Origin of the sequence: Methanoculleus marisnigri JR1, assembly GCF_000015825.1 — an archaeon.
Lineage (GTDB): Archaea > Halobacteriota > Methanomicrobia > Methanomicrobiales > Methanoculleaceae > Methanoculleus > Methanoculleus marisnigri.
The window spans coordinates 1,304,393-1,330,766 of record NC_009051.1 but is presented as its reverse complement, the minus strand read 5'-3'; the positions used below and the strand labels follow the sequence as shown (position 1 = coordinate 1,330,766).

Sequence of the window (26,374 nt, the reverse complement as noted above, 5' to 3'; positions counted from 1 at the left end):
CCCTTTCAGTGCTCTTTTTTGAGCAGCATCCAGTGATACCCCCAGACAATGAGCCCCACCGCGACCTGCGCCACGCTCCCGGGAAGTTCGGGGTAGTACTGCGACACCGGGTAGGGCTGGGGCGGCGGGTAGACGAAGACCTCGATTGCGACGGCGATGAGGTTCACGGCACCCAGGATCGCGACGATGAGCGCGATGAACGAGACGGCGTAGAGGTAGACCCTCCATGCCGTGAGGCCTTCCTCCGGTTCCATCCTACCTCCTCCGCCTGGCAAGCACCGCGATTCCGGCGCCGAGGAGCCCGGCGGCGGCAAGTGCGGCCTCAAACCCGGGTGCGTACGTCGGCGTCGGCGCACCGCTGCTCTGCACCCGGAACTGGCCTACCTGCGCTGAGGACGGTGTCATGGGGGTCGGGGCCGGGGTCGGAAACGTGAGAGCGGTCGGCGACGTGCTCTTTGCGGTGTCGAGCACCGTGCCGTCGGCAAGGATCACCCGCGGTTGTGGGGCCAGGGTGATCCGGCCGGTGCTGGTTGCAAACGCCGCGCCGTCCTCGACGAGCCGGATGCGGATCTCGTAATCGTAGCCGTTCGGCACCGTGATGCTCACCCTTTTTTCGACGCCCAGGTCACCGGGGATCGTCCCGAGCGGCCGGGACTCGCGGACGGCCGTGATCCCCGTCTGGAGGTTGACCGCCCGGATCTCCATCACGAGGTTCCCGGACGAACCGCCGCTGTTCGCGATCCCGGTGATGATGTCGAGCGTGATCGGGTCGGCGTCGATCTCGGGGGTCATGACGTCGATCGCGGAGACGGTGAGGAGCGAGTAGGCCAGTCGTTGCGTGGCGACCGTCCTGTCGGGGAGGAAGACGTTCACCGAACCCGACTCCCGCATACGCCCGTCCTGCCAGATCGTCACCCAGATGTCGTAACCCCGGTCGTTCTCGAGCGTGAGCGTAACCTCCTCCTTCGCGGTCTTCCCCGATGTCAGGGTGCCGATGGAGAGAACCGTCTCCTCGACGACGATATCCGTCCCGGCCTCTTTTGCAATGACCTGCAGGTCGACGCCGTCGACGTCGTCGTAGACTGCGTCGAGGTACGGGACCGCCGTGACCCGGGTGACGTTCGACGGCGGCTGGCCGTCCGGGATGCCGATATCGACGCTCCGGATCGTCACGTAGCCTGCCGGAGGCTGGGAGGTCATGCACCCTGCCGCGAGCACCAGGACAAGGAGCACAACGACCACACCGAATAACCTTCTCATAGCAATCAGGAGAACCTTCAGGCCGGCGGAAGAAAAGGTTTTTGCATTGCGGCCCGGCTCCGAGGGTCTTGAAGAAGAAGGGCGGTCGAACGGCTGTGGCTACCCGGTATCGAAGTTCCTGGCCCTGCCGGTGCCCGAATACCTGCCTTTGGTAGGTTCGATTTTTTTCGTAGTTTACCATCGCCTTATCTCCCAATCCTCCCTATACTCTGTCGCCGAACGCCAAATCGAGGAACGAGCATGGCTCGTATCCTCGGGGACGTCGCTGCAGGACTTACGACGGAACCGCGCGAGGGCCGATACGCAGTCCGGCGCCCGATTCACGGCGCATCTCAGGGCTCTGCCGGGATAACCGTGACACCTTAGAGACTGGAATCATGATCCCTCTTTGAAGTGTAGACGATTGTCACAGAAAACGTTAATAAGAGGGTGTCGTAGTCTGCAGTAGGACGCCGCCAAAACGGCCCTGGCGGGAGTGTAAAATGATACGAACGGAGAACCTCACGAAGGTATATAATGGAAAAACAGCCGTCGACGGCCTGGACCTCGTGGTCGGGGAAGGCGAGATATTCGGTTTCCTCGGCCCGAACGGAGCGGGAAAGAGCACGACGATCCTGATGCTCACCGGTATGATCGAGCCCACCGGCGGACGGTGCTTCGTCGACGGGATCGAGGTCGCAAAAGACCCGCTGAACGTGAAGAAGATCATCGGCTACCTCCCCGAAGACGTCGGGTTCTACGGGAACATGACCGGCGAGCAGAACCTGGATTATTTCGCACGGTTCTACGGGATGGACGCGAAGGAGAGAAAGGAGCGGATCGCAGAACTGCTCGAACTCGTCCATCTCGACGGCGTCGCCCAGAAGGCAGGAGAGTACTCCCGCGGCATGAAGCAGCGGCTCGGGCTCGCCCAGGCGCTGATCAACGATCCTAAAGTGCTCTTCCTCGACGAACCGACGGCAAACCTCGACCCCGAGGGCGTCCGGGAGTACCGGGAACTCGTCACCCACCTCGCCGGCGAAGGGAAGACGATCTTCGTCTCCTCCCACATCCTCTCCGAGGTCCGGGAGGTCTGCCGGACGGTGGGGCTCCTCGCGAAAGGAAAACTTGCCGCGCAGGGGACGCTCGAAGAGGTCGCCCGGGCGCTGGCACCTGCAGACGGCGATGCCGTCCGGATCGTCGTCGAGACCAGGGAGCGCCTGCCGGCGATCGACGACCCCGCGGTCATCGATATCGAGAGGAACGGAAACCGTGCGGTCGTCCGGGCGAAGGCCGATATCCGGGACCGGCTCTCCGCGACTCTCTTCGAGCAGGGGCTGCACGTCCGGGAGATGCGTCTTGAGGAGCCTGAGATAGAGGACGTCTTCATGGCGGCCTACCGGAGGTAGACGATGGCACTTGACCGATTGCTCAACGTAGCAAGGAAAGAGTTCGTTGATCACATCACCAGCAGGCGCTTTGCCATCATCCTCGGCCTGCTCCTCGTGATATCGACGATCAGCATCTACGATGGTATCGAGAACTACAACAACAGCCTGGAGGCGTATACCGAGCAACTCCGGCAGATGGAGGAGTTCGACGACCCGTACAGGAGCTGGATGCCCCAGAAGCCCTCGATCATGTACGTCTTCATCTCCATGATGAGTTACATGACGATGCTCGGCGGCATCCTTGCCATTGCGATAGGATTCGACCTGGTCTCGAAGGAGAAAGAGACCCGGTCGCTGAAGTCGCTCCTCTCGCACCCGGTCTACCGCGACGAGATCATCAACGGCAAGGCGCTCGGGGGCGTCGGCGCGCTCGGGTTCGCCATGGCGCTTGCGCTTGCCATCGCCCTTGCCCTGCTCCTCATCTTCTCGGTTGTCCCGACGTTGGAGGAGTTTGCTGGCATCCTGATCTTCGGGGCGGTCTCGCTCGGATTCCTGCTTGCCTACTTCGCCGTCGCGCTCATGATGTCGACGGCTGCAAAAGAGAGCGGGAACGCGCTGATCTACACCCTGGTGATCTTCTTCGCCGTCTCCTCGCTCCTTCCCATGTTCGGGGCGATGGCCGCTAATGCTTTCGCGGGCGACCCCCCCGAGCCGCCTGAAGTACCCATGCAGAAAGAGGTGGTTCATGTCGCGAGCATCGGGGGATACTCCAGCACCAGCGTCTCGCAGAGCGTGGTATACAGTGGAGCCGAGGACCCGGAGTGGAAGGCATATGAAGAAGAAATGAAGACTTACATCGAGAAACAGAGATTCATCAGCGATATCTCGAACCTCCTCTCGCCGCAGACGAACTACTACACCGTCGCGATCGCGGTGACGAATCCACAGCTTTCCTCGATGATCGCGTCGCCTTACGACACGGCACCCGAGGAGAAGCCCGGCCTTGCCGGTGCCCTTGGCAAGGTCTGGATGAACATCGCCGCGCTCATCGTCTTCCCGTCGGCCTTCTTCGCAGCGACCTACGTGAAGTTCATGCGGATGGATATCAGGTGAGGAGATGGCCGGCAGAAGATCATCTATATGTATCCTCCTCGCGCTCCTTCTCGCCGCGTCGGCCGCCCCGGGGGTTTCGGCCGCACAGGGCGGGACGATGCAGACGGAGATCCGGTGCGACTTCCCCGGTGAGGTGATCGAGGCGGGCGATACCGCCGTCTTCGATCTCGCGGTCACGAACCGGGGAGATACCGGGACGTGCCTCCTCAACTACTGGACTTACCGGGGCACCGACAACTGGAAGATCCGGTTCGAATCCGACGACCGCGAGGTCTACCGGATGCTGATCCCGGCCGGCGAGACGAAGACCGTCCGCCTGGTGGCCGAGACCTCCGGCCATGCCGCTGTGGGGGAATACCCCATCCGGGTGGGTATCGGTGAAGGCACGATCTGGGTCTACATCCAGGTCACGAAGACGCACAGTGGCGAAACGGGAACCCTCGAGGCCACTGTGGTGGATAAGGAGGGTAACGTGGTCAAGGGTGCCGACGTCGGTCTCTATGACCGTGATACCCGCATCGAGGGGATGCTTGCGACCGCCGAAGGCAAAGTGAGCATCGGCGCCCCGATGGGCACCTACACCGCAAAGGTCACCCGGCCCGGATACCGGCCGTGGGAGAAGAAAGGCGTCGATATCCGGATCGGCCAGACGGTCGACCTCGGGATCGTGCCGCTCGAGAAAGAGAACTTCTTTGCCGAGATCCGGGTAAAGTCCCCGTCCCGGATAGCGGCGATCGGCACCAATCCGCAGTACGAGATGACCCTGAAGAACGCGGGCAGAAACGACGATACCTACTCCCTCTCCGTCCAGGGCCTTCCCGAGCAGTGGTATGCCCGGTTCAAGGAGAGCAGCACCGCCACCGAAGAGGTCTCGGAGATCTACGTCCCGTCCGGCGAGGAGAAGACCCTCTACCTCGATCTCATCCCGCCCTACTCGGTGGGTGTCGGCGAGTACAACCTCACGGCGGTGATCGGGTCCTCCGCCCGGGAGTACGAGGAGAACCTGACGCTCCGGCTCCGGGGGTCGTACGATCTGCGGACCTACACGAAGAGCTACCGCCACGAGATCAACCGCGGCGACACCCTCACGTTCGACATGACCGTTACGAACGCCGGCGTCGGAGGAGCGCTGACGAACATCGGGATCAACATGAGCGCACCGGAAGGGTGGCGGGTGACCGTCGACCCGGCGTCGGTCGCGAGCCTTGAAGCCGGCGAGCGGGCGACGGTGCAGGTGACGGTGATCCCGCCGGCCGATATCGTCGCCGGCGAATACAAGGTCGTCGCGCTGGCAAAATGCGACCAGGACGAAGAAGAAGACGAGTACCGGGTCGTGGTGAAGGAACAGTCCTACGTTGCGGTGCTCGGCATCCTGGTGATGGCCGGGATCGGTGCAGGGCTCTGGTATATGTTCAGGAAGTACGGGAGGCGGTAGGGCGAACCCCTGCCGGCCGTCTTTTTTTGGGCAGTTTGTCACCCGTACCGGACGTTGCCCTCCGGGACCACAATCTCGAACCGGGCTCCTTTCCCGGGCTCACCGGTCTCCCGGATGGCGATCCCGGTGATCGAGAGAACTTCTTTCACCAGGAAGAGCCCGAGTCCCGTGTGGCTCCCGAAGCCCCGCTCGAATATCCTCTCCTTATGCTCTCTGGGGACGCCGACGCCGTTGTCCTCCCAGACAATCCGGGCTCCGCCGCCGTCCGGCATGGCCGTGACCCGGATCTCGGTCACGGTCTTCCCGTGCCGGCCGGCGTTCTCCAGGAGGTTGAAGAAGACGGAGGAGAGGAGCGGGTCGGCGTAGACGGAGAGCCCGTCGAGATCGGTGGAGATCCGGATACCGATCGGCCGAAGGGCTTTCGAGGCGCCCGTGACCAGGGGCTCGACGGGGAACCACCGGGGTGCCCGGACACCGAGATCCTGGTAATCCCGCGTGAACCCGATCTGCGACTGTATTATCTCGACGGCGGCCTGCTGCTTCCCGAGGGCGTCGGCGACGGTCGGATCGAGCGGCTGTTCCCGGAGGAGGGCGATATGTCCGAGCACCACCGTGACCTGGTTCAGGATATCGTGCCGCACGATGCTGTTCATCAGGGTGAGTTTCTTGTTGGCCTGGATGAGCGCCGCCTCGGTCTGTTTCCAGGCGTCGATGTCGTGGATCGCGTAATCGATTGCAACCGCCCGTCCGTCGTTTCCGTAGACGGGGATCGTGCAGGCCTCAACCCAGATGTAGCGCTCGTCTTTCCGGCGCACCCGGAAGACATACGGCTGGCGGGCCGTCGCGTCCCGTTCCTGGAGCAGAGCGAAGAACGTCTTCCGGTCTTCGGGGTGGATCAACCGCCTGATGAAATTCGGATTGCCCAGGATCTCCTCCCGGGTGTACCCGATCAGGCTCTCGCACGAGGGGCTGATGTACTCGATCGCCTGCGGCGCCGTGGTTGCACGGATGTAGCAGTCGTGCGACCGCTCCACGAGGCTCCTGAACCGCTCCTCGCTCGTGCGGAGCCGTTCCTGCACACGAATCCGGGAGAAGAGGTCGGCAAAGAGGTTGCCGACGATCTCAAGCAGCGTGACGTCCTCGTCCGACCAGGTTCGTATCTTCCTGGTGGTCTCAAACCCGATTGTCCCGAGGTTTTCATCGATGGTCGCGATCGGCACCAGGATGAGCGACCGGACCCCATACCCCTGGAAGAAGTCGCGCACCGCCGCTGCCTCCTGTGGTAGACCGGCGATATCGGGGATGCAGATCGTGTTTTGCGCCCTGATCTGCTCCAGTCCCCAGGAGATCACATCGGCGGGAAGATCCTGCAGCACATCGATCTGCGCCTCGATCCCCTCCGCGCACCACTCATGGGTGTCCTCCACGCGGGTGAGGTCGGCGGAGAAGCGGAAGATGTAACTCCGGTCGACGTCGAGGAACGACCCGAGCGCCTGGAGCATCTCTTCGAGGGCGTCTTCGAGGTCCGCCGGGTCGAGGCCGATGAACTTCGTGGAGATCGAACTCACCACCTGTTCGAGGTCAATCCGGTGCTGGATCTGCGTTTCCATCCGTTTCGAATCGGTGATGTCCCGCAACGACTCGATTGCTCCGGAGAGCCGCCCCTGCGCGTCGTAAAGCGGCGATGCTTTCGCCCAGAGGCAGGCCACCTCCCCCGTGCGGGGCGAAGTGATACGAACCTCCTGGGTGACGCTCTCGACGCCCCCCCGAGAGAGGACGCTTTCCGCTACCAGTGGGGACTGCAGTCCGGGCATCGTCTTGCAGACGGCTTCCGGCCCCGATCCGATGATCCGGTTTTTCTTGACCCCGGTCAACTCTTCGATTGCCCGGTTCCAGATGATGACCTTCCCCGTGCGGTCGAGCACGAACGTCGGGTCGGGAAGAAAATCTATGATGCCCCGGAGGTTTGCCTGGTAATCCTCCATTTCGCGGCACTGCGCCTCGAGCGACTCCTGGCTCGCTTTCGCCTCCTCGAACGCCGCGATCATCTCCTCGTGCGCCGCGCTCAGCTCTTCCTCGAACCGTTTCCGGTCGGTGACATCGATCATCGATGCAACGGAGCGATCCGTCCCGGGGATGATCCCTATCGTCATGTGCAGGTCTTTCTGGCTGCCGTGCCGGTCGACCAGCCGGAACTCGTAGGTTCTCGGCGCCGAACCGGGGTCTGTCCGCCGTTCCCGGTGATAGTTTCTGAGCCGTTCAACGTCTTCTGCGGCGACGAACACCGTCCAGGGAACCTTTGATTCTATCTCCTCACGGGAATAGCCGGTAAGGTGTTCGAATTCGTTGTTTGCGAGGGAGATCGTCATGTCGCCCTCGATGATGATGGTGGCGGAGCCGGTATGCTCGAAGACGCTCCGGTACAGGTCTCCGGCCCGCTGTACCTCCTCTTCGGCCTGCTTCCTCCGGACTGCCTGGAGGATCATGTTCTGGAGTTCGGCAAACTGGGCGGAGGGGTTGCCGCCTTTCTGGAGGTAGAAATCCGCCCCGTTGTTGAGCGCCTCGATGATCACCTCCTCGCGGCCGCGGCCGGAAAAGATGATGAACGGTATCGAGAGGCCCCTGTTGCGGACCTCCTTTAAGAGGGTGATGCCGTCCATCTCCGGCATCTCGTAGTCGGCGATGATGGCGTCGTAAGGGGCTTTCGAGAGCATATCGAGAGCCTGCAGCGACGACGACGTCGTCTCGACCCGCATGTCGCCGGACGTCTCCAGGTAGATCCGGTTCTGCTCGAGAAGCCCCGGTTCATCATCGACTACGAGAATTCGATACATGCACCACCCACTTATGGAGTGGTGGTCGATATAAACCTTAAGCATTTTGATTCGGCATTGATTCCGGTATTCCGTAAAATTGAAGGAGGATCTTCCAGATTTCCGGTCGGCGCCATGTGTTTGGGGTGTCGCCCAACTCTTCGGGGGCACCGGTTCCGGAAATCATTATCTCGCCGCGCGGCATCATCCGGCGATGGTATGACAGCCGTATGTATCGATACGAATCTCTTCCTCGAACTCTACGAGTCCGGCGAGGATCCGGAAGAGATTGTTGCGGATGTCGGTGCGCTGGCCGAACACCTGGTCGTTCCCGACATCATCATCGATGAGTTCCTCCGCAACCGGTCGCGCGTTCTCGACCGGATCGCGGACGACGTGCGGAGACAGGAGGCAGGCGAGATCCGCCTGCCCTCCATCATCCGCGGCTACCCGAATGCTGCTTCGCTGCAGCGCGCCGCTGAGGGATATGACAGGGCTATCGGCGCTCTCTGCGGCGATATCGAGAGCATGATCGCAAGCCCCGCCGCCGATCCGGTTGCCCGGGCGTTCAACGCCCTCTCCGGCGACCCCGCCGTGCGGGTCCTTCGCCGGACCGACGAACTCGTCACACGGGCTCACCGCCGCAAGCTCCTCGGCAACCCCCCGAAAAGCGTGGGTACGGATACCATCGGCGACGAGCTCATATGGGAGACGCTGCTCGCCAGTATCGAGGAAGACCTGATCTTCATCACCCGGGACCGGACCTACCGCAACCACACCGCTTACCTTGTACGGGAGTACCGGGAGAGGACCGGCAACACTCTTACGATCACCGACAGGATATCCGATGCCCTGAAACTTGTCCCGCGACCGCCGTCGCCGGCGCTGGTCGGGTTCGAAGGCCGGGAAGAGACACGCCGGTAAGGAGGCCCGGCCCGTCACTCGAGGCAGGAGAGGACCTTGCGCTTCACCGGACCCTTGCTCGCGATGGTGCTGTAGGCCCATCGCGCAACCCTGCCGATGAGGTCTTCCCGGCTCATCTCCAGAAAGAGGGTGAGCGAGGGGTTGAACTTGGACTTGAAGAGGTTCAGGTTCTCGTTGTTCGCCCCGACGTTCTCCATCTGGCGATATCCCTCATCCTTTGCCTGCTGGAGAAGCAACCACTGCAGGAACTCGTTGCCGGGCATCGCGGTCATCTTCGGGGCCCCCATCCAGAGAGTGAAGGCCTTGTACTCCTGGGTTGCCTGCACGCCCGTTACGGTGCCTTCGTCGTCGTAGAGGTAGTAGAGCCCGAGGTTGTCGGGGTATGCCCGGAAGAGTTCCTCGAAGTAGGTGCGGCTGATCATCGGGATGTTCATGTCGGGATCGCTGAACCGCTCTGAGACCGTGGAGTAGAAGATCGAGAGATCGGTGCTCTTCTCGAGGCGGTAACCGTTCTTCTCGACCTTTCGCAGTTTGGTGCGGAGATTGGAGGAGAAACTGTTCCAGATCTCGGTGAGCGGCGGATCGAGTGCGATCAGATACGTGAAATGGAGCCGGGCATGGTACCCCTCCCTGAGAAACCGTCGAACATCGATGAAACCCGGAACCTGGATTATGGAGAGGTAGTTCGGAGCCAGGGCCGCAAACTCGTTCTCCAGGTCGTCACCGACCAACTTGAGCATCGACTCCTTTTTGCTCTGCTTGGCGGTGTCGTAACGGCGGCCCATGACGAACCCGAGGTACGGCACCACCGACTGGAGAGGCGGTGGGGAGAGGAGAATGTTGACCCCGTGGGTCTGCTTTCGGAAGAGCGGAATGACGGCGATCGCCTCGTTGCCCTTGAAGACTCCATAGGGGAGAAACCGAAAGCCGGTGTGCTTCTCCGTTATCTTCATGAAGTCCCATTTGTGGAAAAGGCGGCCGGAGGCGCTTTCGTCTACGAATCTGTCCCAGGCGTCCCCATCATCGATAAGCCCTATCGTCATGCTCTACTCACCGCCCGGCTTGTCTGCAGGGTCGTTCGGATTATCCATCCTCTAGGATATATACGTTTCCCGGGAGGAGGGTTGTCCGTGGCGGTTACGGGGTTTCCCGTTGCGGTCGCCGGCAGAGATCCCGGGCCGAGGCAACTTCGCGGAATCACAACGTTCAAATTGCCGTGGACACCACATAAACTGCGTATTCATCTGCGGAAGCGAACGTTTGCCTCTCCACAGCGAGGATGAGTGAGAGAAGATGCTCACGGATCGGGAACGGGAACGTTATCGGCGGCAGGTCGCGCTCTTCGGAGAGGAGGCGCAGGAACGGCTCGCGAATGCTCGGGTCGTCATTGTCGGGGCCGGCGGTCTCGGCTGTCCCGTCGCCCTCTACCTTGCTGCCGCCGGTATCGGTGAGATCCGGCTGGTCGACGGCGACGTCGTGGACCGGACCAACCTGAACCGACAGGTGCTTCATACCGAACGCGACGTCGGACGGGCGAAGGTCGAGTCGGCGGCCGAGAAGATCCGGGCGCAGAACCCGGAGATCGCGGTCGCCGCCACCCGGGCAACCCTCGATGAAGGAAACGCCGCCCGACTCGCGGGCGGGGCCGACCTCATCGTCGACGCCACCGATAATTTCGCGGCGCGCTACATCCTCAACCGGGTGGCGCTCCGGAACAGCGTGCCGCTCGTCCACGGGGCGGTCAGGGGATTCGACGGACAGGCGACGACGATCATCCCCGGGAAGACGGCCTGCCTCGAGTGCATATTCCCGGTAGCCCCGCCCGGGGAGGATGTCATCCCCGTTGTCGGCACCACGCCCGGGATCATCGGGCTCGTCCAGGCGAACGAGGCGATCAAGTACATCACCGGCACCGGCGATCTCCTGGCCGGCCGGCTCCTCGTCTGGGACGGGCGGGCCGCCACGACGGCGATCCTGCCCGTGGAGCGGCAGGATGACTGCAGAGCGTGTGGAAACGGCAGGTGTTGAGGAGGGGGAGAATGCAGGTTCGGGTAAGGACTTTTGCGCGGTTGCGGGAGGCCATCGGGGGCGATCTCACGCTCGAGGTTCCCGAAGGAGCGACGATGAGCCGGCTCCTTGCGGTGGTCGCCGAGACCTCGGAGCAGGCCGGGGAGGCGCTCTTTGAAGAGAGCGGAGAACTCCGGGGATACGTGATCCTGATGCACAACGGCAGGCGTGTGCGGCGTGCGGAGGCCATGACGCTCGCCCTCGCCGACGGGGACGAGGTCGCCCTCTTCCCGCCGGTGGCGGGCGGGTGACGGAGGAGACTGGAATGATCGGCGTAACAGGAGACGATTTTGACGTGAATGCCGTGATCGACCGGGTGCGGAAGCCCGATATGGGGGCTCTCGTCACCTTCCTCGGCACCGTCAGGGACGACGGCGGGACGGAGGTTATGGAACTCGAGGCCTACGAGGAGGTCGCGGTGAGGGAACTTGAGACGATCCGGGACGAGGCGTTTGCGCGATATCCCATAGCAGCCGTCGAGGTCATCCACCGGGTAGGCAGGCTCCGGGTCGGGGAGAACATCCTCCTCATCGTCGTCGGCGCAGGTCACCGGAAGGAGGCTTTCGACGCCTGCGAGTATATTCTCGAGCGGATCAAGGAGAGCGTGCCGATCTGGAAGAAGGAGATCGGCGAGGGCGGCGAGCGCTGGGTTCCGGGCGAGTCCCACGGGGGCGACGCATGATCCGGCTGCAGTCGTGCAGGAAGGCCTACGCGAAAGAGACCCAGCGCACGGTTCCGCCCGAGGAGACGCTCCGTCTGGCCCGGGAGAGGCTCCCCGTGGCGGGGATCACCCGCGTCGCCGATATCACGAACCTCGACCGGATCGGGATCCCGGTCTTCTCGAGCATCCGGCCGACCGCTGAAGCGGGAGCGATATCGGTCTACAACGGCAAGGGCGCCACCCCCGTCGAGGCGGAGGTCTCGGCGATGATGGAAGGGATCGAGCGCTATTCGGGTGAGATGGATAACCGGGAGCCGGTAATCGGGAGATACAGCGAGATTTCGGCCGGGGAGAACGCGCTCGACCCCGCGGACCTGATCCTCCCCGACCGGGTTCCGGCCGACATCGTGGTTCCCTGGGTCAAAGGATACGACATCGTCCAGGAGGAGGAGGTGCTCGTTCCCGCCCACGCGGTCTACCACCCTCTCCCGGCGACCTATGGTCGCCTCTTTCGGACCAACACCAACGGGCTTGCTTCCGGCAACACCCTCGAGGAGGCGACCTTCCACGCCCTGATGGAGGTGGTCGAGCGCGACGCCTGGTCGCTCGTGGAGGTGACCCGGAACACCGGCCCCCGGATCGAGGGGATCGACGACGGGCTCGCCGCCGACCTGCTCGCGAAGTTCGCGGCCGCCGGCGTCGAGGTCACCCTCAAGGAGATCACGAGCGATATCGGGATCCCCACGGTGGCCGCGGTGGCCGACGACGTGGTGCTCAAAGACCCCACGCTCCTCACGATCGGGATGGGGTCGCACACGAGCGCCCATATCGCGGTTCTCCGGGCGCTCACGGAGGTTGCGCAGAGCAGGCTGACGCAGATCCATGGTGCACGCGAGGATACCGATACGGCGGACGTCAGGAAGAGGATCGGCTACGACCGGACGAAACGGCTGAACCGGCACTGGTTCGCGGAGTCCGAAGTCGTCCGGTTCTCGCAGATGCCGTCGTTCGACAGCGACGATTTCCTCACCGACATCGACCACGTCACCGAAAGGCTCGATGCGGCCGGGCTCTCCCGGGTGATCGTGGTCGACCTCACCCGGCCGGAGATCGGCATCCCGGTCGTCCGGGTGATCGTGCCGGGGCTGGAGATGTACGCGATGGATCAGGACCGGATGGGCAGGAGGTGCCGTGACGCACGAAGTCGTCGTCTTCCTCGGTCCCAGCTGTGACCTTGCGGCCGCCCGGGCGATCCTCGACGCCGAGTACCGTCCTCCGGCGAAACGGGGCGACATACTGGAGGCCGCACGCGCCGGAGCCCGGATCATCGGCCTCATCGACGGCGTCTTCTTCCAGGACTGCGCCGTCGCCCACCGTGAGGTCCTGGCCGCGCTCCGGGCCGGGGTGCGGGTCGTCGGCGCCTCCAGCATGGGAGCGCTCCGGGCCGCGGAACTCGACAGCCTCGGGATGGAGGGTGTCGGGGAGATCTATCGTGCCTACCGGGAGGGGAGGCTCGTCGCCGACGACGAGGTGGCGCTCCTCTTCGATCCCGAGACGTTCGTGCCGCTCTCCGAGCCGCTCGTGAATATCCGGGCGACCATCCAGCGGGCACTGGAGTGCGGGGTTATCGGTGCCGACGCGGCGGGGTCGCTCCTTGAGGCCGCCAGGGCACTCTATTTTCCGGAACGAACCTACGACGCGGTCGTCGAGGCGGCTGAAGGGAAGGCGGACCCGGACGACCTCGCCCGGTTTCTGGCGTTTGCCGACGAGCATGCCGTCGACCGGAAACGCGAGGACGCGCTGCTCGCGCTCGAATACATCAGGGATCTCCCCGGGATGCATTGAACCGCGTGGTTCAATGATCCTACCGCGGCCGCCGTAGCAATATATCCCCGTCCGGGCCGACTTCCTGTACGTCGGTGCGGAACCATTCCCACCGCAGGGGCAACGTGTTTATCGGGCCGGAAGCGGTTCTTCCCGGCAGTCGCCGTGCTTCCGGCATGTGCGGCGAACCGGAGAAGATCCACGGCCGAAACCACGCAGGCATGTACTGTGATTGCCCCGAATACCCCGGGTCCGGCCGATGCCCACGCAGATGCCATCAACCGCATAAGGCCGGATCCGATGCCGGCGGGGAGAACACGTTACGTGGATCTCCTACACCCACCTATCCTGATCCACCGGACGATTCCGGGGCGGCATATGCCTCCCGGAAGTTCTCCCCGGCCGCTACCCGTTCCATGTATCCGCTGCACGAATGGCCGCCTTCGCGCGATCGGCCGGCGAGCCCCCGGCGACGGAGGGAAGGTTCGCGAAGTCGCCGCGCAGCACCTTCAGGGCGTGCTTCTCCCGGTCGTTCTCCTTTCCCGTGCGGGACTACAGGAAGATTCATATGTGTAAAAAATAATTAACACATGTTGACATTGTCTTTCAGCACCCTTCCCGAACTGGCGCGGCTGCTCTCCCTGCTCGGGAACGAGCAGCGACTTGCCGTACTCGGGGCAATCGCGGCCGAAGAGAAGTATGCTCGCGAGATAGCCGAAGAACTCGGCATATCGCGCCCGCTGGCCGCCATTTATCTCCGGCAGCTCGAGAAACTCGGTCTTGCGGAAGGGAACAGCAGGACGTCGGACGAACCCCCGTATCTCCGGAGGTGCTACCGGGCGGTGCCGTTTGAGGTGGTGCTGAACCTGGATTTGATTGTGTCATTAGAGAGGTCAAAGGATGAGACAGGATAGGTGGAAACTCTACCTGAAGGCGCTGTGGGGCGCCGTTATTGCATGAGGTGATCCTATAATTATAAGTCTTCTCAGATAAAATTAGAGATCATGGCGTTCCGGGAAATTGACGATGATCTCTGGGACATTGTCCAGAAACACCTCCCCCCAACGAAGCCGCACATCGGTCGACCTCGCTGTGATCCCCGCGGGCTGATCAACGGCGTCCTGTACGTTCTGACCACCGGATGCTCCTGGCTCGATGTACCGGCTAAATACGGCACCAAATCGACGGTTCACCGGTACCACCTCGAACTCTGCGAGAAAGGCGTGTACCAGGCGATCTTCCTCGACCTGCTCCGGTCGGGGTACGAGATCAAAAAAATCGATCTCTCGCACTGTTCCACCGATACTAAGGCTATTCCCGCTAAAAAAGGGGATCAACCGGCTATGATGGCTATAAAAAGGTAAACGGGAACAAAATGAGTGCTCTGGTCGATCGGAACGGTCTCCCGCTTGCCTGCACGGTTGTACCGGCAAATACCCATGATTCCCGACTCTACGAGCCAACCCTTGAAGGATTTGAGATTCCGGAGGTGTCGGTTCGTCCCACGATCATCTCCGCAGATGCGGCCTATGATGCCCGGGAGATTCGTCAGTACAACCGGAACCGGGGAATTAAGAGCAACATCCCGGTCAACCAGAGATCGCGGAAACAGCCGAAACGAGGGAGGCCATTCTGGTTTGATCCAGAACTCTACAAAAAGCGCAGTGCGGTAGAGCGGTTCTTCAGCTGGATTGAAGCGTTTAAGAAGATTGTTCCAAGATACGAGCGGTATGAGCACTCATTCCTCGGCCTGATCCACCTGGCATGCAGCGTCATGATTGCGAGAGTATTGGGATGAGCTCCATTGCTCGTGATCAGCTGCCTTATCAACGGCTTGTTTGGCGATTCGAACTCTTTGAATACCGTGCTTGCCGGTTCCGTCTACGTTATCATTAATCTGGGTGTTCTGACGCTGCTCTTCATCATCGTCGTAAGGCTCAAGGAGTGGATCGAAGACCAGATCGCGAGTGCGGCGGGACCGAAGAGCGGTGCGGCTGGCGGGGAACTCCAGATGCTGCGGCAGTCGATGGAGCGGATCGAGGCGAAGGTGGACCGGATCGAGAAGGTTCTCGACGGGATCTCCGAGTGAGGTCGCTGTGCGCCCTAAAAAGTGATTGGGTGGGTGTATGACGGACGTGCAGTAGCACGCTGCAGGGTATGACGGACGAGGCGCAGGCAGGTTCCATCGTCGCCTGGCCACGTATTGGTAAGAATCAACTGTATAATAAATTTTACCTTTTATAACAAAAAATTGTATTTGTAATAACAAGGCGACCTGTCCCGATACCGGGGAGGCGTTACCGGGAACGCTCCAGCGAGAGCACCCCGGCCAGCCACGCGATACGGTCGCGGCGGGCCGCTTCGTCAAGGAAATGGCCTGCGTCGTACCACTCGAGCGACTTCGGTTCGCCTGCCTGCTCGAAGAACTCCCGGGCCTGCTCCTCCGTGAAGAACTCGTCGCGAAGAGCGGCCTGGAAGAAGAGCGGGGTGGGTGCGGCACGGCCGACCCAGACGGCAGGGTCGAGTTCCGCGAGCGTCCGGCGGTAATGCTCGAATTTCTCGCCCTGCAGGTCGGGCAGGTTCACCGCGGCGACATCGACAAACCTTCCGGTGCCCGCCATCAGGACGGCGGCTCGAAGACGCCGATCGACGCCGGCGAGCACCGCCCCGAAAAGCGCCCCGACACTGTGGCCTACGAACCCGATCCGGTCCGGATCGATGCCCGGCTGCGCTACGAGGAGATCTATCCCCCGGCGAAGGTCGATCACCGTCCGGTTATGCTCCCGCACGGCCTCCTCGGGATCTGTGACTGCCTGACCCCAGGCTGCTGCCGTATCGGCGGCCCAGGGAGCGTCGACGAGCAGGGAGGCCGCACCCATCCCGGCAAGGGCCACGGCCTCGGCGAGGAACGTGGCGCGGGAACCAAGTCCCGGGTGGAGGTAGAGGACGGCAGCAGAACGCGTCCCCTCCTCTCTTGCCGGGGTCACCAGGTAGGCCCGAACCCCCCGGCCCGGGGCAGTCTGGTAGGTCAGGTCGCGGACCGAGATGTCGGTGCCGCCAATCTCGATCGCGGGCGGTCTCTCTGCATCGTAATCGAAGAGCGGGCGCAAATTATCGGCTTTTCGTTCCATAAGACTCCTTCTGCTTTCCTCTCGACCCGCCGGCAGATAAACCCGGCGCCTGCGGGGAGAAAGTGATTGCAGCGTTCTTTACCCTGCTCCGAATGGAAGGTTTTTCTACCCGGGCACCCCTTCCTTCAAGAGGTGATTCTATGGCGATTGACTGGTACGAAGAGTTTGTTGATTTAAACCACACCCCGGGCCCGGACGAGCTCGTAGCCCTCTACTACTTCGAGCCTGCGGCGGGGATCAGCAAGGAAGAGGCGGTCGGGAGGATCGCGTCGGAGAGTTCGACCGGAACCTGGACCACGCTCTTTACCCTGCCGCCCCGGATGCGGGACCTCCAGGCGAAGGCGTTCGAGATCGAGGGGAATTACGTGAAGATCGCCTACCCCCTCGCCCTCTGGGAGGAGGGGAACGCGGCCCAGCTCCTGAGCGGGATCGCCGGGAACGTCTTCGGGATGAAGGCGCTCGACCGTCTCAGGCTGATCGACGCTTCGCTCCCGGCCGAATACCTCCGCCACTTCAAAGGCCCGCACTTCGGTATGGAGGGGATCCGGGATATGATGAAGATCCGGGGGCGGCCGCTCACGGGAGCGGTGCCGAAGCCGAAGGTAGGCTTCACGGCAGAGGAACACGCAGAGGTCGGTTACGAGACCTGGATGGGCGGGTTCGACTTCGTCAAGGACGACGAGAACCTGACGTCCCAGTCGTTCAACCGGTTCGATGACCGCGTCCGGGCGATGGCGAAGATGCGCGATCGGGCCGAGCAGGAGACCGGCGACGTGAAGTCCGCGTTCATCAACATCACCGCCGACACCGAGACGATGGAGAAGCGGGCGAAGATGCTTGCCGATTACGGCTGGAACTACGCGATGATCGACGTCGTGGTTGCCGGAACCGCTGCCGTCGCGACCCTCCGGGACTACTGCTCCGACCTCGGGCTTGCGATCCACGCCCACCGGGCGATGCACGCGGCCTTCGACCGGGACGAGAAGCACGGGATCACGATGCAGTTCCTGGCGAAGATGATGCGGCTCGTCGGTGTTGCGCAGATCCACACCGGGACCGCTGTGGGCAAACTGGTCGGCACCCGGGCGGAGGCCACGGTGCTTGCGGACATGCTCCGGGAGAAGCATACGAACGCCGTCGACCACATGGCCCTCGACCAGGACTGGGGTAATATCAAGTCCGCTTTCCCGGTCTCGTCGGGCGGCCTCCACCCCGGGCTCGTGCCGGACGTCCTCGACATCTACGGCAGCGAACTCGTTCTCCTGGTCAGCGGCGGCATCCACGGCCACCCGAAGGGGACGCGGGCGGGCGCAGAGGCCGCCATGCAGGCGATCGAGGCCTGGAAGGAGGGGGAGACGCTTGAGGAGAAGGCGAAGAAGGCTCCCGCACTTTCGGAGGCGCTCGAGAAGTGGGGGCGGTATAAGCCGAAGTGAGGGGGTTTTGATACTATTTCGATTGAGTGAGACTGCAAATACCCTGGATTATATGCCTGAAGTTGTGAGTTAGCCACGACGAACAGAGCGACTGAAGCGAGGAGAAAGCCCGGTGCAGTGGACCGTGGTGGCTATCGCCCCTGGGGAAGGGGCTGACGGGGAGGGGGGAGTATTCCCCCCTCCCCTGTCCCCACCCCCCTCTCGGCGATATCCCCCTGAAATCGGTGCCAGGTGCAATCGAAGGAGACTAGAAGGCAGTCAACGAATTTTAAACAACTCTTTTCCTTCGCACCCAATCACGCCCTCGCCGGCCCCCGCCGCTCCGGGCACCCTTCCAGGGCCGTGCCCCCGGCGTGTAGCTTCCCCGCCAGCCTCTCGAGCCCCTCGCGGAACTCGTCGATGTAGCCCTGCATCGAGAGGCTGCCCTCCGGGAACGGGCAGTCGATGTCGTAGAGGCGCTCGATCATCGGATCGGAGGGGAGGAGGTCGACGGCGATCCCGGTCGCTTCCGCGGCCTCCACCATGGCCTTCCTAAACGGCCCAATGCAGTAGGCGAGCCGGTGCCGGTAGGTGTCGCGGGTCTTCTCGAGGTAGCCCTTCAGCCGGTAGACCTCGATCCGGTGGAAATCCCGCCGGACCCGCTCGTCCGTGGTCTTGCCGAGCATGTAGTGGTAGTTTCGGTAGGGGTACATGCCCTCGAGCTCCGCGGGGACGGTTCCGCAGGTGCCGAACACGACGATATGGTAGTCCTCCGGGGCAAGGACGCCGTCGATGATCCGCCGGAAGAGTTTGTGGCTCGGGCTCCGGCTGTAGGGTTTCCGCACGGCACAGGGGAGGAAGAGAGCGATCTCTCTTTGCGCCACCCGGTATTCATCGATGATGAACCGGTAGGCGTCCTCGAACTCCCTCCGGTAGAACGGCGGGTCGAATATCTCGATCTCGTTCCCGTGCCGGTCCTGCACGATCCTGGCCACCCGCCGGGGCGCGCCCGCACCCGGCACTATCCGCTTTTCCCGCATGAAAAAGTCTTCCCCGTTGAGGGTAGAGCGTTGGCCCGGGAACTGCAAAAACCTGACCCTTCCTGGTGCCGGTATCAGGACCCGGCCCGGGCGCGAAAGCCGTGGGTCGCTGCATGAAGCGCGCCGGCAGAACAGAGGGAATGATGCCGTGGAGGCTTCCTGGACGCCCCTTCCGCCCATGGGGGAGGGATACGGCCGGAAGCCGGGTTAAAAGAGAAAGATGTAAATATTTGCACCCACAATGGTGTGTTTAGTTCGTATAATTACGAACCAATCATCCAGCCGGCCCCCGGGCCGGAGACCCTACCGAAAAAAGGAGATATGAACCATGAACTCCGAAGACTTCCAGAAGATCATCACGAACGCCATCGACAGCGAAGTAGAGTCGTACACCTTCTACAGGTCGGTCGCCGACAGGGTGAAGGATGCAAACCTGAAGACGCTCTTCCTCGACCTTGCCGAGGACGAGAAGGGCCACCGGGAGTACCTCCAGGGTCTGCTGCTCCGCGATGTAAATCAGATGCACTTTGTCGCGGCTAGGGACTACAAGATCACCGACTCCATCGAAGAGCCCGAGCTCTCGGTCGATATGAAGCCGCTCGACGGCCTGGTCCTTGCCATCAAGAAGGAACTCCAGGCTGCCCAGATGTACACACAGCTTGCCTCCGCGGATGCAGAGCAGCAGACGGTCTTTGTCCAGCTCGCAAATATGGAGAAGGGGCACAAGGCCCGGCTCGAAGACATCTACACCAACATGGCATACCCTGAGGCGTGGTAACCGCCACCGCCCCTTCACGTCATCTTTCCTCGCAGGGCGGGTCCTCCCCGCCCCTGCGAAAGGAGACCTGTTCTCTCACCGGGATGGTCCCGGTCGCGGGCGAAACGCCCGGGTAGTATTTAAAAATTTTGGATCGCAAATGCCTATGAGCTCAGAAGATCAAGTTATCAGGACAGGAGAATGAAGAAGATCACCATCAAGGGGGCGCGGGAGCACAACCTCAACAACATCACCGTCGAACTCCCGCGCGACCGGCTCATCGTCCTCACCGGCGTGTCCGGATCGGGGAAATCCACGCTTGCCTTCGATACCATCTACGCCGAAGGGCAGCGGCGCTACGTGGAGTCGCTCTCCGCGTATGCACGGCAGTTCCTCGGGCTGATGAAGAAGCCCGACGTTGACAGCATCGACGGGCTCTCGCCTGCCATCTCCATCGAACAGAAGACGACGTCGAAAAATCCCCGGAGCACCGTCGGCACGGTCACCGAGATCTACGACTACCTGCGGCTCCTCTTCGCCCGGATAGGGACGCCGTTCTGCCCGGAACACCATATCCCCATCGAGGCCCAGTCGCCGGAGAAGATAGCCGACCACATCGCCTCGACGATGGCCGGGACGGTCACCATCCTCGCCCCGGTCATCCGGCAGAAGAAGGGTACCTACCAGCAAGTCTTCAAGGACCTCGACCGGGAAGGCTACGCCCGGGTCCGGGTCAACGGCGAGATCCGACGGACGGACGAGGAGATCACCCTCGAGCGCTACCGCAAGCACGACATCGATGTGGTCGTCGACCGACTGAGCGTCGACGAGCGGTCGAGGCTCGTTGAGGCGATCGAGAACGCCCTTGCAAAGTCCGAAGGGCTCGTCATCGCCGTCGGCGAGGATGGCCGGGAAGAGACCTGCTCGGCGCTCATGGCCTGCCCGGTATGCGGAATTGCGTTCGAGGAACTTCAGCCCCGGATGTTCTCCTTCAACAGCCCCTTCGGCGCCTGCGAGGAGTGCAACGGGCTCGGGATCAAGATGGAGTTCGATCCGGACCTGATCATCCCGGACAAGAGCAAGTCCATCGCCGAAGGCGCCGTCATGCTCTACCGGAACTTCCTCGACGGTTACCGGAGCCAGTACCTCGGCGCTGTCGCGAAACACTTCGGGTTCTCGGTCTTAACGCCGATCAAGGACCTCACCGAGCGGCAGTATAATGCCCTGATGTTCGGCTCGCCGGAGCAACTCCGCCTCTCGATGAGGACGAGGAACGGGGACTCGTGGTCGCACTCCGGGACGTGGGAAGGCCTCGCCCCGCAGGCCGAGCGGCTCTACCACCAGACCCAGTCGGAGTACCGTCGCCGCGAACTCGAGAAGTTCATGCGGGTCCTCCCCTGCCCGAAGTGCGGGGGCAAGAGGCTCAAAGACAAGGTGCTTGCCGTGAAGGTCGCCGGGAAGTCCATCGTCGAGGTCACCGACCTTTCGGTTACGGGAGCGCTTTCGTTCTTCCGGACGCTGGACCTCACCGAGAGCCAGCGCGAGATTGCAAAGCAGGTCTTAAAAGAGATCATCGCCCGGCTCGAGTTTCTGGAGCAGGTCGGCGTCGGCTACCTGACCCTCTCGCGGAGCGCCGGGAGCCTTTCGGGAGGGGAAGCGCAGAGGATACGCCTCGCGACGCAGATCGGGTCGAACCTCACGGGGGTTCTCTACGTTCTCGACGAACCCTCCATCGGGCTGCACCAGCGGGACAACCGGAAACTCCTCGAGACCCTGCAGCACCTCCGCGACCTGGGAAACACCCTCGTCGTGGTCGAGCACGACGAGGAGACGATCCGGAGCGCCGACTGGGTCGTGGACATGGGGCCCGGGGCCGGGCTCCACGGCGGCGAGATCGTCGCGGAAGGGCCGCCGGACGCTATCGCGCGAGCCCCCACCTCGCTCACGGGCCGTTACCTTGCGGGCGACCTCAGGATCGAGGTCCCCACGACCCGCCGGCAGAGCGACCGGTTCATCCGCCTTGCGGGCTGCCGGGAGAACAACTTGAAGAGCATCGACGCGAACATCCCCATCGGCGTCCTGACGGTCGTCACCGGGGTCTCGGGGTCGGGGAAGTCCACGCTCATCTACGAGACGCTTTACCGGGCGCTGATGCAGAAACTCCACGCGTCAAGGGAACCCCCGGGTAAACACGGCAACCTTGCCTTCGACGACGAGATCGACAAGGTGATCGTCATCGACCAGAGCCCCATCGGGCGGACGCCGCGCTCGAACCCGGCGACCTACACCAAGGTCTTTGATGAGATCCGGAAGGTCTTTGCCGAAACGAAGGAGGCGAAGGTCCGGGGCTACAAGCCCGGCCGGTTCTCGTTCAACGTCAAAGGCGGGCGGTGCGAGGCCTGCCAGGGCGACGGTCTCATCAAGATCGAGATGAACTTCCTCCCCGACGTCTACGTCGAGTGCGAGGAGTGCAAGGGGGCGCGCTACAACCGCGAGACCCTCGAGGTGAAGTACCGGGGCAAGTCCATCGCCGACGTCCTCGACATGAGCGTCGAGGAGGCGATGGATCTCTTCGAGAACGTCCCCTCGATCAGGAACAGGCTCGACACCCTCTCGAGGGTCGGGCTCGGCTATATCAAACTTGGCCAGAGTTCCACCACTCTCTCGGGCGGCGAGGCGCAGCGGATCAAGCTGACCCGGGAACTCGCAAAGCGGGCCACGGGAAAGACGATCTACCTTCTCGACGAACCGACGACCGGGCTGCACTTCCACGACGTGAAGAACCTGATCGCCGTCCTCGACGATCTGGTGGCCCGGGGGAACACGATGGTGGTTATCGAGCACAACCTGGACGTGATCAAGTCCGCGGACTACATCATCGACCTCGGCCCCGAGGGCGGGGACGCCGGCGGCGAGGTCGTCGCGGTCGGAACCCCCGAAGAGGTTGCCCTGGTCGAAGGGAGCCACACGGGCGCGTTCTTAAAGGAGATCCTCAAGAAGCCATGATCGATACCCAGAGTCTTCCGACCGAACCCGGATGCTACCTCTTCTCCGACAGTGAGGGGACCATCATCTATGTCGGGAAGGCGAAGAACCTCCGGCGCCGGGTATCGAGTTATTTCTCCCGGCACGACCTCGATCCGAAGACCGGCAGGCTCGTCGCCGCGATCGCCGGCCTCGACTTCATCGTCACCGACAACGAGGTCGAGGCGTTCATCCTCGAGAACACCCTGATCAAGAAGCACCAGCCGAAGTACAACATCGACCTCAAGGACGCGAAGCGGTACGCCTACATCCATATCACCGACGAGCCCTACCCCCGGATCCACACCGCCCGCCAGCCCGATGGGAACGGCCGGTACTACGGGCCTTTCGTCTCCGCACGAGAGCGCGAAGACCTGCTGCGCCTCTTAAAATCGCTCTTCGGCCTCCGGTCGTGCCGGCGCCTCCCCCGCCGCCCGTGCCTCCGTGCACACATCGGCTCGTGCAGCGCCCCCTGCACGGGAAGGATCGGCGAGGACGAATACCGCGAAAGGGTCAGGAGGGCCGAAGCGGTCCTGAAAGGGGATATCGCCGGGCTCATCCGGACGCTCCGCGAGGAGATGGCAGCCTCGGCAGAGCGGCAGGAGTACGAGCGGGCGATGGAGCTCCGCAACCAGATCACAGCCCTTGAGGGGCTGCGCGAACGCCAGCACGTCGACCGGCAGAAGACCTACAACGAGGATATCGTCAACTATATCGCAAGCGAGGGAACCGTCTTTCTGATGCTCTTCAACGTCGACCGGGGAACGCTTGCCGGGAAGCGCGAGTACACCTTCGACGAGACGGAGGGGTTCCTGGAGGAGTTCCTCGCCCGCTACTACGCCGACCACGAGCCGCCGGAGGAGGTGATCCTGCCCGTGCCGGTCGACGACGCGGTCGCCGGCTATCTCTCCCACCTCCGGGGCACTAAAGTCCGGGTGGTCGTGCCGCAGCGGGGCGAGAAGAAGAATCTGCTCGACCTGGTCAAAAAGAACGTGGAGATCGCGTTCTTCGGCGACCGGATCAAACTGGACGAACTGAAACGCCACCTGCACCTCCCGGACCTCCCGGTCGCGATCGAGTGCTTCGATATCTCCCACCTCTCCGGGACGGCGATGGTGGGCTCGATGGTCCGGTTCCTCTGGGGGAAGCCCGACAAACGAAACTACCGGCGATTCCGGATACGGACGGTCGAGGGCGTCGACGACTTCGCGGCCATCGCCGAGGTGGTCCGCCGGCGATACTCGCGGCTCCAGAAGGAGGGCGGCGAGTTCCCCGACCTGATCCTCATCGACGGCGGGAAGGGGCAGCTTGCGGCGGCAACCGCGGTGCTGAGAGACCTCGGGATCAAGGTCCCGATCGCGGCGATCGCGAAGCGCGAGGAGGAGGTCTTCGTGCCGGGCTTCTCCCACCCCCTGCCGCTTGAGAAGCACGAGAAGGCGTCGCTCTTCCTCCAGGAGATCCGCGACGAGGCGCACCGGTTCGCGATCACGTATCACAGAACGCTCCGGAAGAAGACGGTGGTACCATGACGGCATTTCACCTTAAAGCGGATTTTAAGCCAACCGGCTCGCAGCCCGACGCGATCCGGAAACTTACCGACGGGCTTTCCCGCGGCGAGCAGTACCAGACCCTCCTCGGGGTCACGGGGTCGGGGAAGACGTTTACGATAGCAAACGTCGTCGAGGAGGTCCAGAAGCCCACCCTCGTCATAGCCCACAACAAGACGCTTGCCGCCCAGCTCTACAACGAGTTCAGGTCGTTCTTCCCCGATAACCGGGTGGAGTACTTCGTCTCCTACTACGACTACTACCAGCCTGAGTCCTACATCGCGAAGCGCGACCTCTACATCGAGAAAGACGCCCAGATCAACCCCAAGATCGAGCAGATGCGGCTTGCGGCCACAGCATCGCTTCTCTCCCGCCCGGACACCATCATCGTCGCCTCGGTCTCCTGCATCTACGGTCTCGGGAACCCCGAAAACTTCCAGGGGATGGGCTTTGAGATGAAGGTCCGCGACAGGATGCGGCGGGATGATATCATCAGGAGACTCGTCGACATCCAGTTCGAGCGAAACGACATCGAGCTCATGCCGGGCCGGTTCCGCGTGAAGGGCGACACCATCGATATCGTCCCCGGCTACTTCAACAACATCATCCGTATCGAACTCTTCGGGGACGAGATCGACCGGATCAGCGAGATCGACAAGACCTCGGGAGAGCGGCTGGAGGCGATGGACTACTTCTTCGTCTACCCGGCCAGGCACTTCGTCGCCCCCGAGGAGGAGAAGGAGCGGGCGATAGCCTCGATCGAGCAGGAACTCGAGGAGTGGCTCCCGAACCTCGATATGCTCGAGGCGCATCGCCTCCGCCAGCGGACACTCTACGACATCGATATGCTCCGCGAGACCGGGACCTGCAAGGGGATCGAGAACTACTCCCGCCACTTCGACGGGAGAAAAGCCGGCGAACAGCCTTACTGCCTGCTTGACTACTTCCCCGAGGACTTCCTGATGGTGATCGACGAGAGCCACCAGACCCTGCCCCAGGTCAGGGGGATGTACAACGGCGACTACTCGCGGAAGAAGTCCCTCGTGGACTACGGCTTTAGGCTCCCGTCGGCGTTCGACAACCGGCCGCTGAAGTTCGAGGAGTTCTCGGGCTACATGAAAAACGTCATCTTCGTCTCGGCGACCCCCGGCGACTACGAACTGAAACGATCGAGCGTCGCGGAGCAGATCATCCGGCCCACGGGGCTCGTCGACCCGGCAGTCGAGATCCGGCCGATCGAGGGGCAGATCCCGGACGTGATGACGGAGATCCGGGCCACCATCGAACGCGGCGACCGCATACTGCTGACGACCCTTACAAAGCGGCTCGCCGAGGAACTCTCGGAGTATCTCGCCGAGCAGGGGATCAAGACCCGCTACCTCCATTCCGAGATCGACACCATCGAGCGGACGGAGATCATCCGGCAGCTCCGTCTCGGGAAGTACGACGTCCTCGTCGGGATCAACCTCCTGCGGGAGGGGCTCGACATCCCCGAGGTGGGGTTCGTCGGCATCCTCGACGCCGACAAGGAAGGGTTCCTCCGCGACGCGAGAAGCCTCGTCCAGACCATCGGGCGGGCCGCCCGGAACGTCAACGCGAAGGTCGTGCTCTACGCCGACACCATGACCGACTCGATCAAGAAAGCGATGGCCGAGACCGGGCGGCGGCGGGCGATGCAGCTCGACTACAACGTCCGGCACGGCATCACGCCGCAGACGATCGTAAAACCGATCCGCGAAAAAGAGGTCGATATCACCGATATCAAACACGTCCCGAAGTCCGAAGTCCCGAACCTGATCATCGAACTCGAGGCCGATATGCGGGAGGCGGCGGAGCGCCTGGAGTTCGAGCGGGCGATTGCTCTGCGGGATATGATCAAGAGGCTGCAGGAAGGGAAAGGGCGGTAGGGGTTCGACCCGTCGAAGTCACAGGGTTTAGGGGGTGTGATGGTGACGGAAGCAATCGCCTTCTGCTGGTGAGTGAAACCGACGAGACG

Annotated in this window: 24 protein-coding genes; 18 read left to right on the top strand and 6 right to left on the bottom strand. The window is 62.6% G+C overall.

What is annotated here, in order from left to right; translation table 11 throughout:
* Nucleotides 1-5 precede the first annotated feature (5 nt).
* Together MEMAR_RS06590 and MEMAR_RS06585 are read right to left on the bottom strand one after the other, a co-directional pair.
* Nucleotides 6-254, bottom strand: a complete 249-nt coding sequence (locus MEMAR_RS06590; RefSeq protein ID WP_011844185.1) for a DUF5671 domain-containing protein — start codon at nt 252-254, stop codon at nt 6-8.
* A gap of 1 nt (nt 255) precedes the next feature.
* Nucleotides 256-1,242: a DUF7490 domain-containing protein gene (locus MEMAR_RS06585; RefSeq protein ID WP_245526558.1), complete on the bottom strand. Its 987-nt coding sequence runs from the start codon at nt 1,240-1,242 to the stop codon at nt 256-258.
* A gap of 500 nt (nt 1,243-1,742) precedes the next feature.
* On the opposite strand from MEMAR_RS06585, the gene MEMAR_RS06580 reads away from it, so the two are divergent.
* From MEMAR_RS06580 to MEMAR_RS06570, 3 genes are read left to right on the top strand one after another with little or no spacing between them, the layout of a single operon-like run.
* Complete coding sequence (locus MEMAR_RS06580) at nt 1,743-2,648, top strand: ABC transporter ATP-binding protein (RefSeq protein ID WP_011844183.1); 906 nt, start codon at nt 1,743-1,745, stop codon at nt 2,646-2,648.
* Nucleotides 2,649-2,651: 3 nt separating this feature from the next.
* On the top strand, nt 2,652-3,743 hold the full coding sequence (locus MEMAR_RS06575) for an ABC transporter permease (RefSeq protein ID WP_011844182.1): 1,092 nt from the start codon (nt 2,652-2,654) through the stop codon (nt 3,741-3,743).
* Between the two features lie 4 nt (nt 3,744-3,747).
* Nucleotides 3,748-5,178 carry an NEW3 domain-containing protein gene (locus MEMAR_RS06570; RefSeq protein ID WP_011844181.1) on the top strand — a complete coding sequence of 477 codons (1,431 nt, stop codon included), beginning with the start codon at nt 3,748-3,750 and terminating at the stop codon, nt 5,176-5,178.
* A 38-nt stretch (nt 5,179-5,216) separates the two neighbouring features.
* On the opposite strand, the gene MEMAR_RS06565 is transcribed toward MEMAR_RS06570, so the two are convergent.
* Nucleotides 5,217-8,012, bottom strand: a complete 2,796-nt coding sequence (locus MEMAR_RS06565) for a PAS domain S-box protein (RefSeq protein WP_011844180.1) — start codon at nt 8,010-8,012, stop codon at nt 5,217-5,219.
* 198 nt (nt 8,013-8,210) lie between these two features.
* Here MEMAR_RS06565 and MEMAR_RS06560 point away from each other — a divergent pair, with 198 nt between their 5' ends.
* Nucleotides 8,211-8,915, top strand: coding sequence for a PIN domain-containing protein (locus MEMAR_RS06560; RefSeq protein WP_011844179.1), 705 nt, complete (start codon nt 8,211-8,213; stop codon nt 8,913-8,915).
* A 14-nt stretch (nt 8,916-8,929) separates the two neighbouring features.
* Here the strand turns inward: MEMAR_RS06560 and MEMAR_RS06555 are convergent, their stop codons facing one another.
* Nucleotides 8,930-9,958 carry a GNAT family N-acetyltransferase gene (locus MEMAR_RS06555; RefSeq protein ID WP_011844178.1) on the bottom strand — a complete coding sequence of 343 codons (1,029 nt, stop codon included), beginning with the start codon at nt 9,956-9,958 and terminating at the stop codon, nt 8,930-8,932.
* Between the two features lie 250 nt (nt 9,959-10,208).
* On the opposite strand from MEMAR_RS06555, the gene MEMAR_RS06550 reads away from it, so the two are divergent.
* The 9 genes from MEMAR_RS06550 (at nt 10,209) to MEMAR_RS06510 (ending at nt 15,556) form a co-directional block, all read left to right on the top strand.
* Complete coding sequence (locus MEMAR_RS06550) at nt 10,209-10,943, top strand: HesA/MoeB/ThiF family protein (RefSeq protein ID WP_011844177.1); 735 nt, start codon at nt 10,209-10,211, stop codon at nt 10,941-10,943.
* Between the two features lie 11 nt (nt 10,944-10,954).
* Nucleotides 10,955-11,233, top strand: a complete 279-nt coding sequence (locus MEMAR_RS06545) for a ubiquitin-like small modifier protein 1 (protein WP_011844176.1) — start codon at nt 10,955-10,957, stop codon at nt 11,231-11,233.
* A gap of 14 nt (nt 11,234-11,247) precedes the next feature.
* The gene (locus MEMAR_RS06540; RefSeq protein ID WP_011844175.1) at nt 11,248-11,664 is read left to right on the top strand and encodes a molybdenum cofactor biosynthesis protein MoaE; all 417 of its coding nucleotides are present in this window, start codon (nt 11,248-11,250) and stop codon (nt 11,662-11,664) included.
* Nucleotides 11,661-12,875, top strand: coding sequence for a YcaO-related McrA-glycine thioamidation protein (locus tag MEMAR_RS06535; RefSeq protein ID WP_011844174.1), 1,215 nt, complete (start codon nt 11,661-11,663; stop codon nt 12,873-12,875). Before MEMAR_RS06540 ends, MEMAR_RS06535 begins: the two co-directional genes overlap by 4 nt.
* Nucleotides 12,835-13,488, top strand: a complete 654-nt coding sequence (locus tag MEMAR_RS06530; RefSeq protein ID WP_011844173.1) for a TfuA-related McrA-glycine thioamidation protein — start codon at nt 12,835-12,837, stop codon at nt 13,486-13,488. Before MEMAR_RS06535 ends, MEMAR_RS06530 begins: the two co-directional genes overlap by 41 nt.
* Nucleotides 13,489-14,057: 569 nt before the next feature.
* Nucleotides 14,058-14,381, top strand: a complete 324-nt coding sequence (locus MEMAR_RS06525; protein WP_011844171.1) for an ArsR/SmtB family transcription factor — start codon at nt 14,058-14,060, stop codon at nt 14,379-14,381.
* 90 nt (nt 14,382-14,471) lie between these two features.
* Complete coding sequence (locus MEMAR_RS06520; RefSeq protein ID WP_011844170.1) at nt 14,472-14,831, top strand: IS5/IS1182 family transposase; 360 nt, start codon at nt 14,472-14,474, stop codon at nt 14,829-14,831.
* Nucleotides 14,832-14,842: 11 nt separating this feature from the next.
* A complete protein-coding gene (locus MEMAR_RS06515) occupies nt 14,843-15,265 on the top strand; it encodes an IS5 family transposase (RefSeq protein ID WP_011844169.1) in 423 nt (140 codons plus the stop codon).
* 66 nt (nt 15,266-15,331) lie between these two features.
* Entirely contained in the window at nt 15,332-15,556 is a 225-nt protein-coding gene (locus MEMAR_RS06510) for a hypothetical protein (protein ID WP_394295773.1), read from the top strand.
* A gap of 208 nt (nt 15,557-15,764) precedes the next feature.
* Here the strand turns inward: MEMAR_RS06510 and MEMAR_RS06505 are convergent, their stop codons facing one another.
* Nucleotides 15,765-16,598, bottom strand: a complete 834-nt coding sequence (locus tag MEMAR_RS06505; protein WP_011844167.1) for an alpha/beta hydrolase — start codon at nt 16,596-16,598, stop codon at nt 15,765-15,767.
* Between the two features lie 140 nt (nt 16,599-16,738).
* Between MEMAR_RS06505 and rbcL the strand changes: the two genes are divergently transcribed.
* On the top strand, nt 16,739-18,031 hold the full coding sequence (rbcL, locus tag MEMAR_RS06500) for a type III ribulose-bisphosphate carboxylase (protein WP_011844166.1): 1,293 nt from the start codon (nt 16,739-16,741) through the stop codon (nt 18,029-18,031).
* A gap of 296 nt (nt 18,032-18,327) precedes the next feature.
* On the opposite strand, the gene MEMAR_RS06495 is transcribed toward rbcL, so the two are convergent.
* Nucleotides 18,328-19,050 carry a DUF5591 domain-containing protein gene (locus MEMAR_RS06495; protein ID WP_011844165.1) on the bottom strand — a complete coding sequence of 241 codons (723 nt, stop codon included), beginning with the start codon at nt 19,048-19,050 and terminating at the stop codon, nt 18,328-18,330.
* 328 nt (nt 19,051-19,378) lie between these two features.
* On the opposite strand from MEMAR_RS06495, the gene MEMAR_RS06490 reads away from it, so the two are divergent.
* The 4 genes from MEMAR_RS06490 to uvrB all read left to right on the top strand — a co-directional run bounded on the left by MEMAR_RS06490 (nt 19,379) and on the right by uvrB (nt 26,285).
* Nucleotides 19,379-19,828, top strand: a complete 450-nt coding sequence (locus MEMAR_RS06490) for a ferritin-like domain-containing protein (RefSeq protein ID WP_011844164.1) — start codon at nt 19,379-19,381, stop codon at nt 19,826-19,828.
* Nucleotides 19,829-20,008: 180 nt separating this feature from the next.
* On the top strand, nt 20,009-22,813 hold the full coding sequence (gene uvrA / locus MEMAR_RS06485; RefSeq protein WP_011844163.1) for an excinuclease ABC subunit UvrA: 2,805 nt from the start codon (nt 20,009-20,011) through the stop codon (nt 22,811-22,813).
* Nucleotides 22,810-24,360 carry an excinuclease ABC subunit UvrC gene (gene uvrC / locus MEMAR_RS06480; RefSeq protein WP_011844162.1) on the top strand — a complete coding sequence of 517 codons (1,551 nt, stop codon included), beginning with the start codon at nt 22,810-22,812 and terminating at the stop codon, nt 24,358-24,360. The genes uvrA and uvrC overlap by 4 nt, the downstream gene beginning before the upstream one ends.
* Nucleotides 24,357-26,285 carry an excinuclease ABC subunit UvrB gene (gene uvrB / locus MEMAR_RS06475; RefSeq protein ID WP_011844161.1) on the top strand — a complete coding sequence of 643 codons (1,929 nt, stop codon included), beginning with the start codon at nt 24,357-24,359 and terminating at the stop codon, nt 26,283-26,285. The genes uvrC and uvrB overlap by 4 nt, the downstream gene beginning before the upstream one ends.
* The last annotated feature ends 89 nt before the right edge of the window (nt 26,286-26,374 follow it).

Excerpts from the sequence above, each read along its gene's own strand:
- MEMAR_RS06590 (WP_011844185.1), bottom strand. The coding sequence starts at position 254 with ATGGAACCGGAGGAAGGCCTCACGGCATGGAGGGTCTACCTCTACGCC.
- MEMAR_RS06580 (WP_011844183.1), top strand. The coding sequence starts at position 1,743 with ATGATACGAACGGAGAACCTCACGAAGGTATATAATGGAAAAACAGCC.
- MEMAR_RS06575 (WP_011844182.1), top strand. The coding sequence starts at position 2,652 with ATGGCACTTGACCGATTGCTCAACGTAGCAAGGAAAGAGTTCGTTGAT.
- MEMAR_RS06570 (WP_011844181.1), top strand. The coding sequence starts at position 3,748 with ATGGCCGGCAGAAGATCATCTATATGTATCCTCCTCGCGCTCCTTCTC.
- MEMAR_RS06565 (WP_011844180.1), bottom strand. The coding sequence starts at position 8,012 with ATGTATCGAATTCTCGTAGTCGATGATGAACCGGGGCTTCTCGAGCAG.
- MEMAR_RS06560 (WP_011844179.1), top strand. The coding sequence starts at position 8,211 with ATGACAGCCGTATGTATCGATACGAATCTCTTCCTCGAACTCTACGAG.
- MEMAR_RS06555 (WP_011844178.1), bottom strand. The coding sequence starts at position 9,958 with ATGACGATAGGGCTTATCGATGATGGGGACGCCTGGGACAGATTCGTA.
- MEMAR_RS06550 (WP_011844177.1), top strand. The coding sequence starts at position 10,209 with ATGCTCACGGATCGGGAACGGGAACGTTATCGGCGGCAGGTCGCGCTC.
- MEMAR_RS06545 (WP_011844176.1), top strand. The coding sequence starts at position 10,955 with ATGCAGGTTCGGGTAAGGACTTTTGCGCGGTTGCGGGAGGCCATCGGG.
- MEMAR_RS06540 (WP_011844175.1), top strand. The coding sequence starts at position 11,248 with ATGATCGGCGTAACAGGAGACGATTTTGACGTGAATGCCGTGATCGAC.
- MEMAR_RS06535 (WP_011844174.1), top strand. The coding sequence starts at position 11,661 with ATGATCCGGCTGCAGTCGTGCAGGAAGGCCTACGCGAAAGAGACCCAG.
- MEMAR_RS06525 (WP_011844171.1), top strand. The coding sequence starts at position 14,058 with ATGTTGACATTGTCTTTCAGCACCCTTCCCGAACTGGCGCGGCTGCTC.
- MEMAR_RS06520 (WP_011844170.1), top strand. The coding sequence starts at position 14,472 with ATGGCGTTCCGGGAAATTGACGATGATCTCTGGGACATTGTCCAGAAA.
- MEMAR_RS06515 (WP_011844169.1), top strand. The coding sequence starts at position 14,843 with ATGAGTGCTCTGGTCGATCGGAACGGTCTCCCGCTTGCCTGCACGGTT.
- MEMAR_RS06505 (WP_011844167.1), bottom strand. The coding sequence starts at position 16,598 with ATGGAACGAAAAGCCGATAATTTGCGCCCGCTCTTCGATTACGATGCA.
- rbcL (WP_011844166.1), top strand. The coding sequence starts at position 16,739 with ATGGCGATTGACTGGTACGAAGAGTTTGTTGATTTAAACCACACCCCG.
- MEMAR_RS06495 (WP_011844165.1), bottom strand. The coding sequence starts at position 19,050 with ATGCGGGAAAAGCGGATAGTGCCGGGTGCGGGCGCGCCCCGGCGGGTG.
- MEMAR_RS06490 (WP_011844164.1), top strand. The coding sequence starts at position 19,379 with ATGAACTCCGAAGACTTCCAGAAGATCATCACGAACGCCATCGACAGC.
- uvrA (WP_011844163.1), top strand. The coding sequence starts at position 20,009 with ATGAAGAAGATCACCATCAAGGGGGCGCGGGAGCACAACCTCAACAAC.
- uvrC (WP_011844162.1), top strand. The coding sequence starts at position 22,810 with ATGATCGATACCCAGAGTCTTCCGACCGAACCCGGATGCTACCTCTTC.
- uvrB (WP_011844161.1), top strand. The coding sequence starts at position 24,357 with ATGACGGCATTTCACCTTAAAGCGGATTTTAAGCCAACCGGCTCGCAG.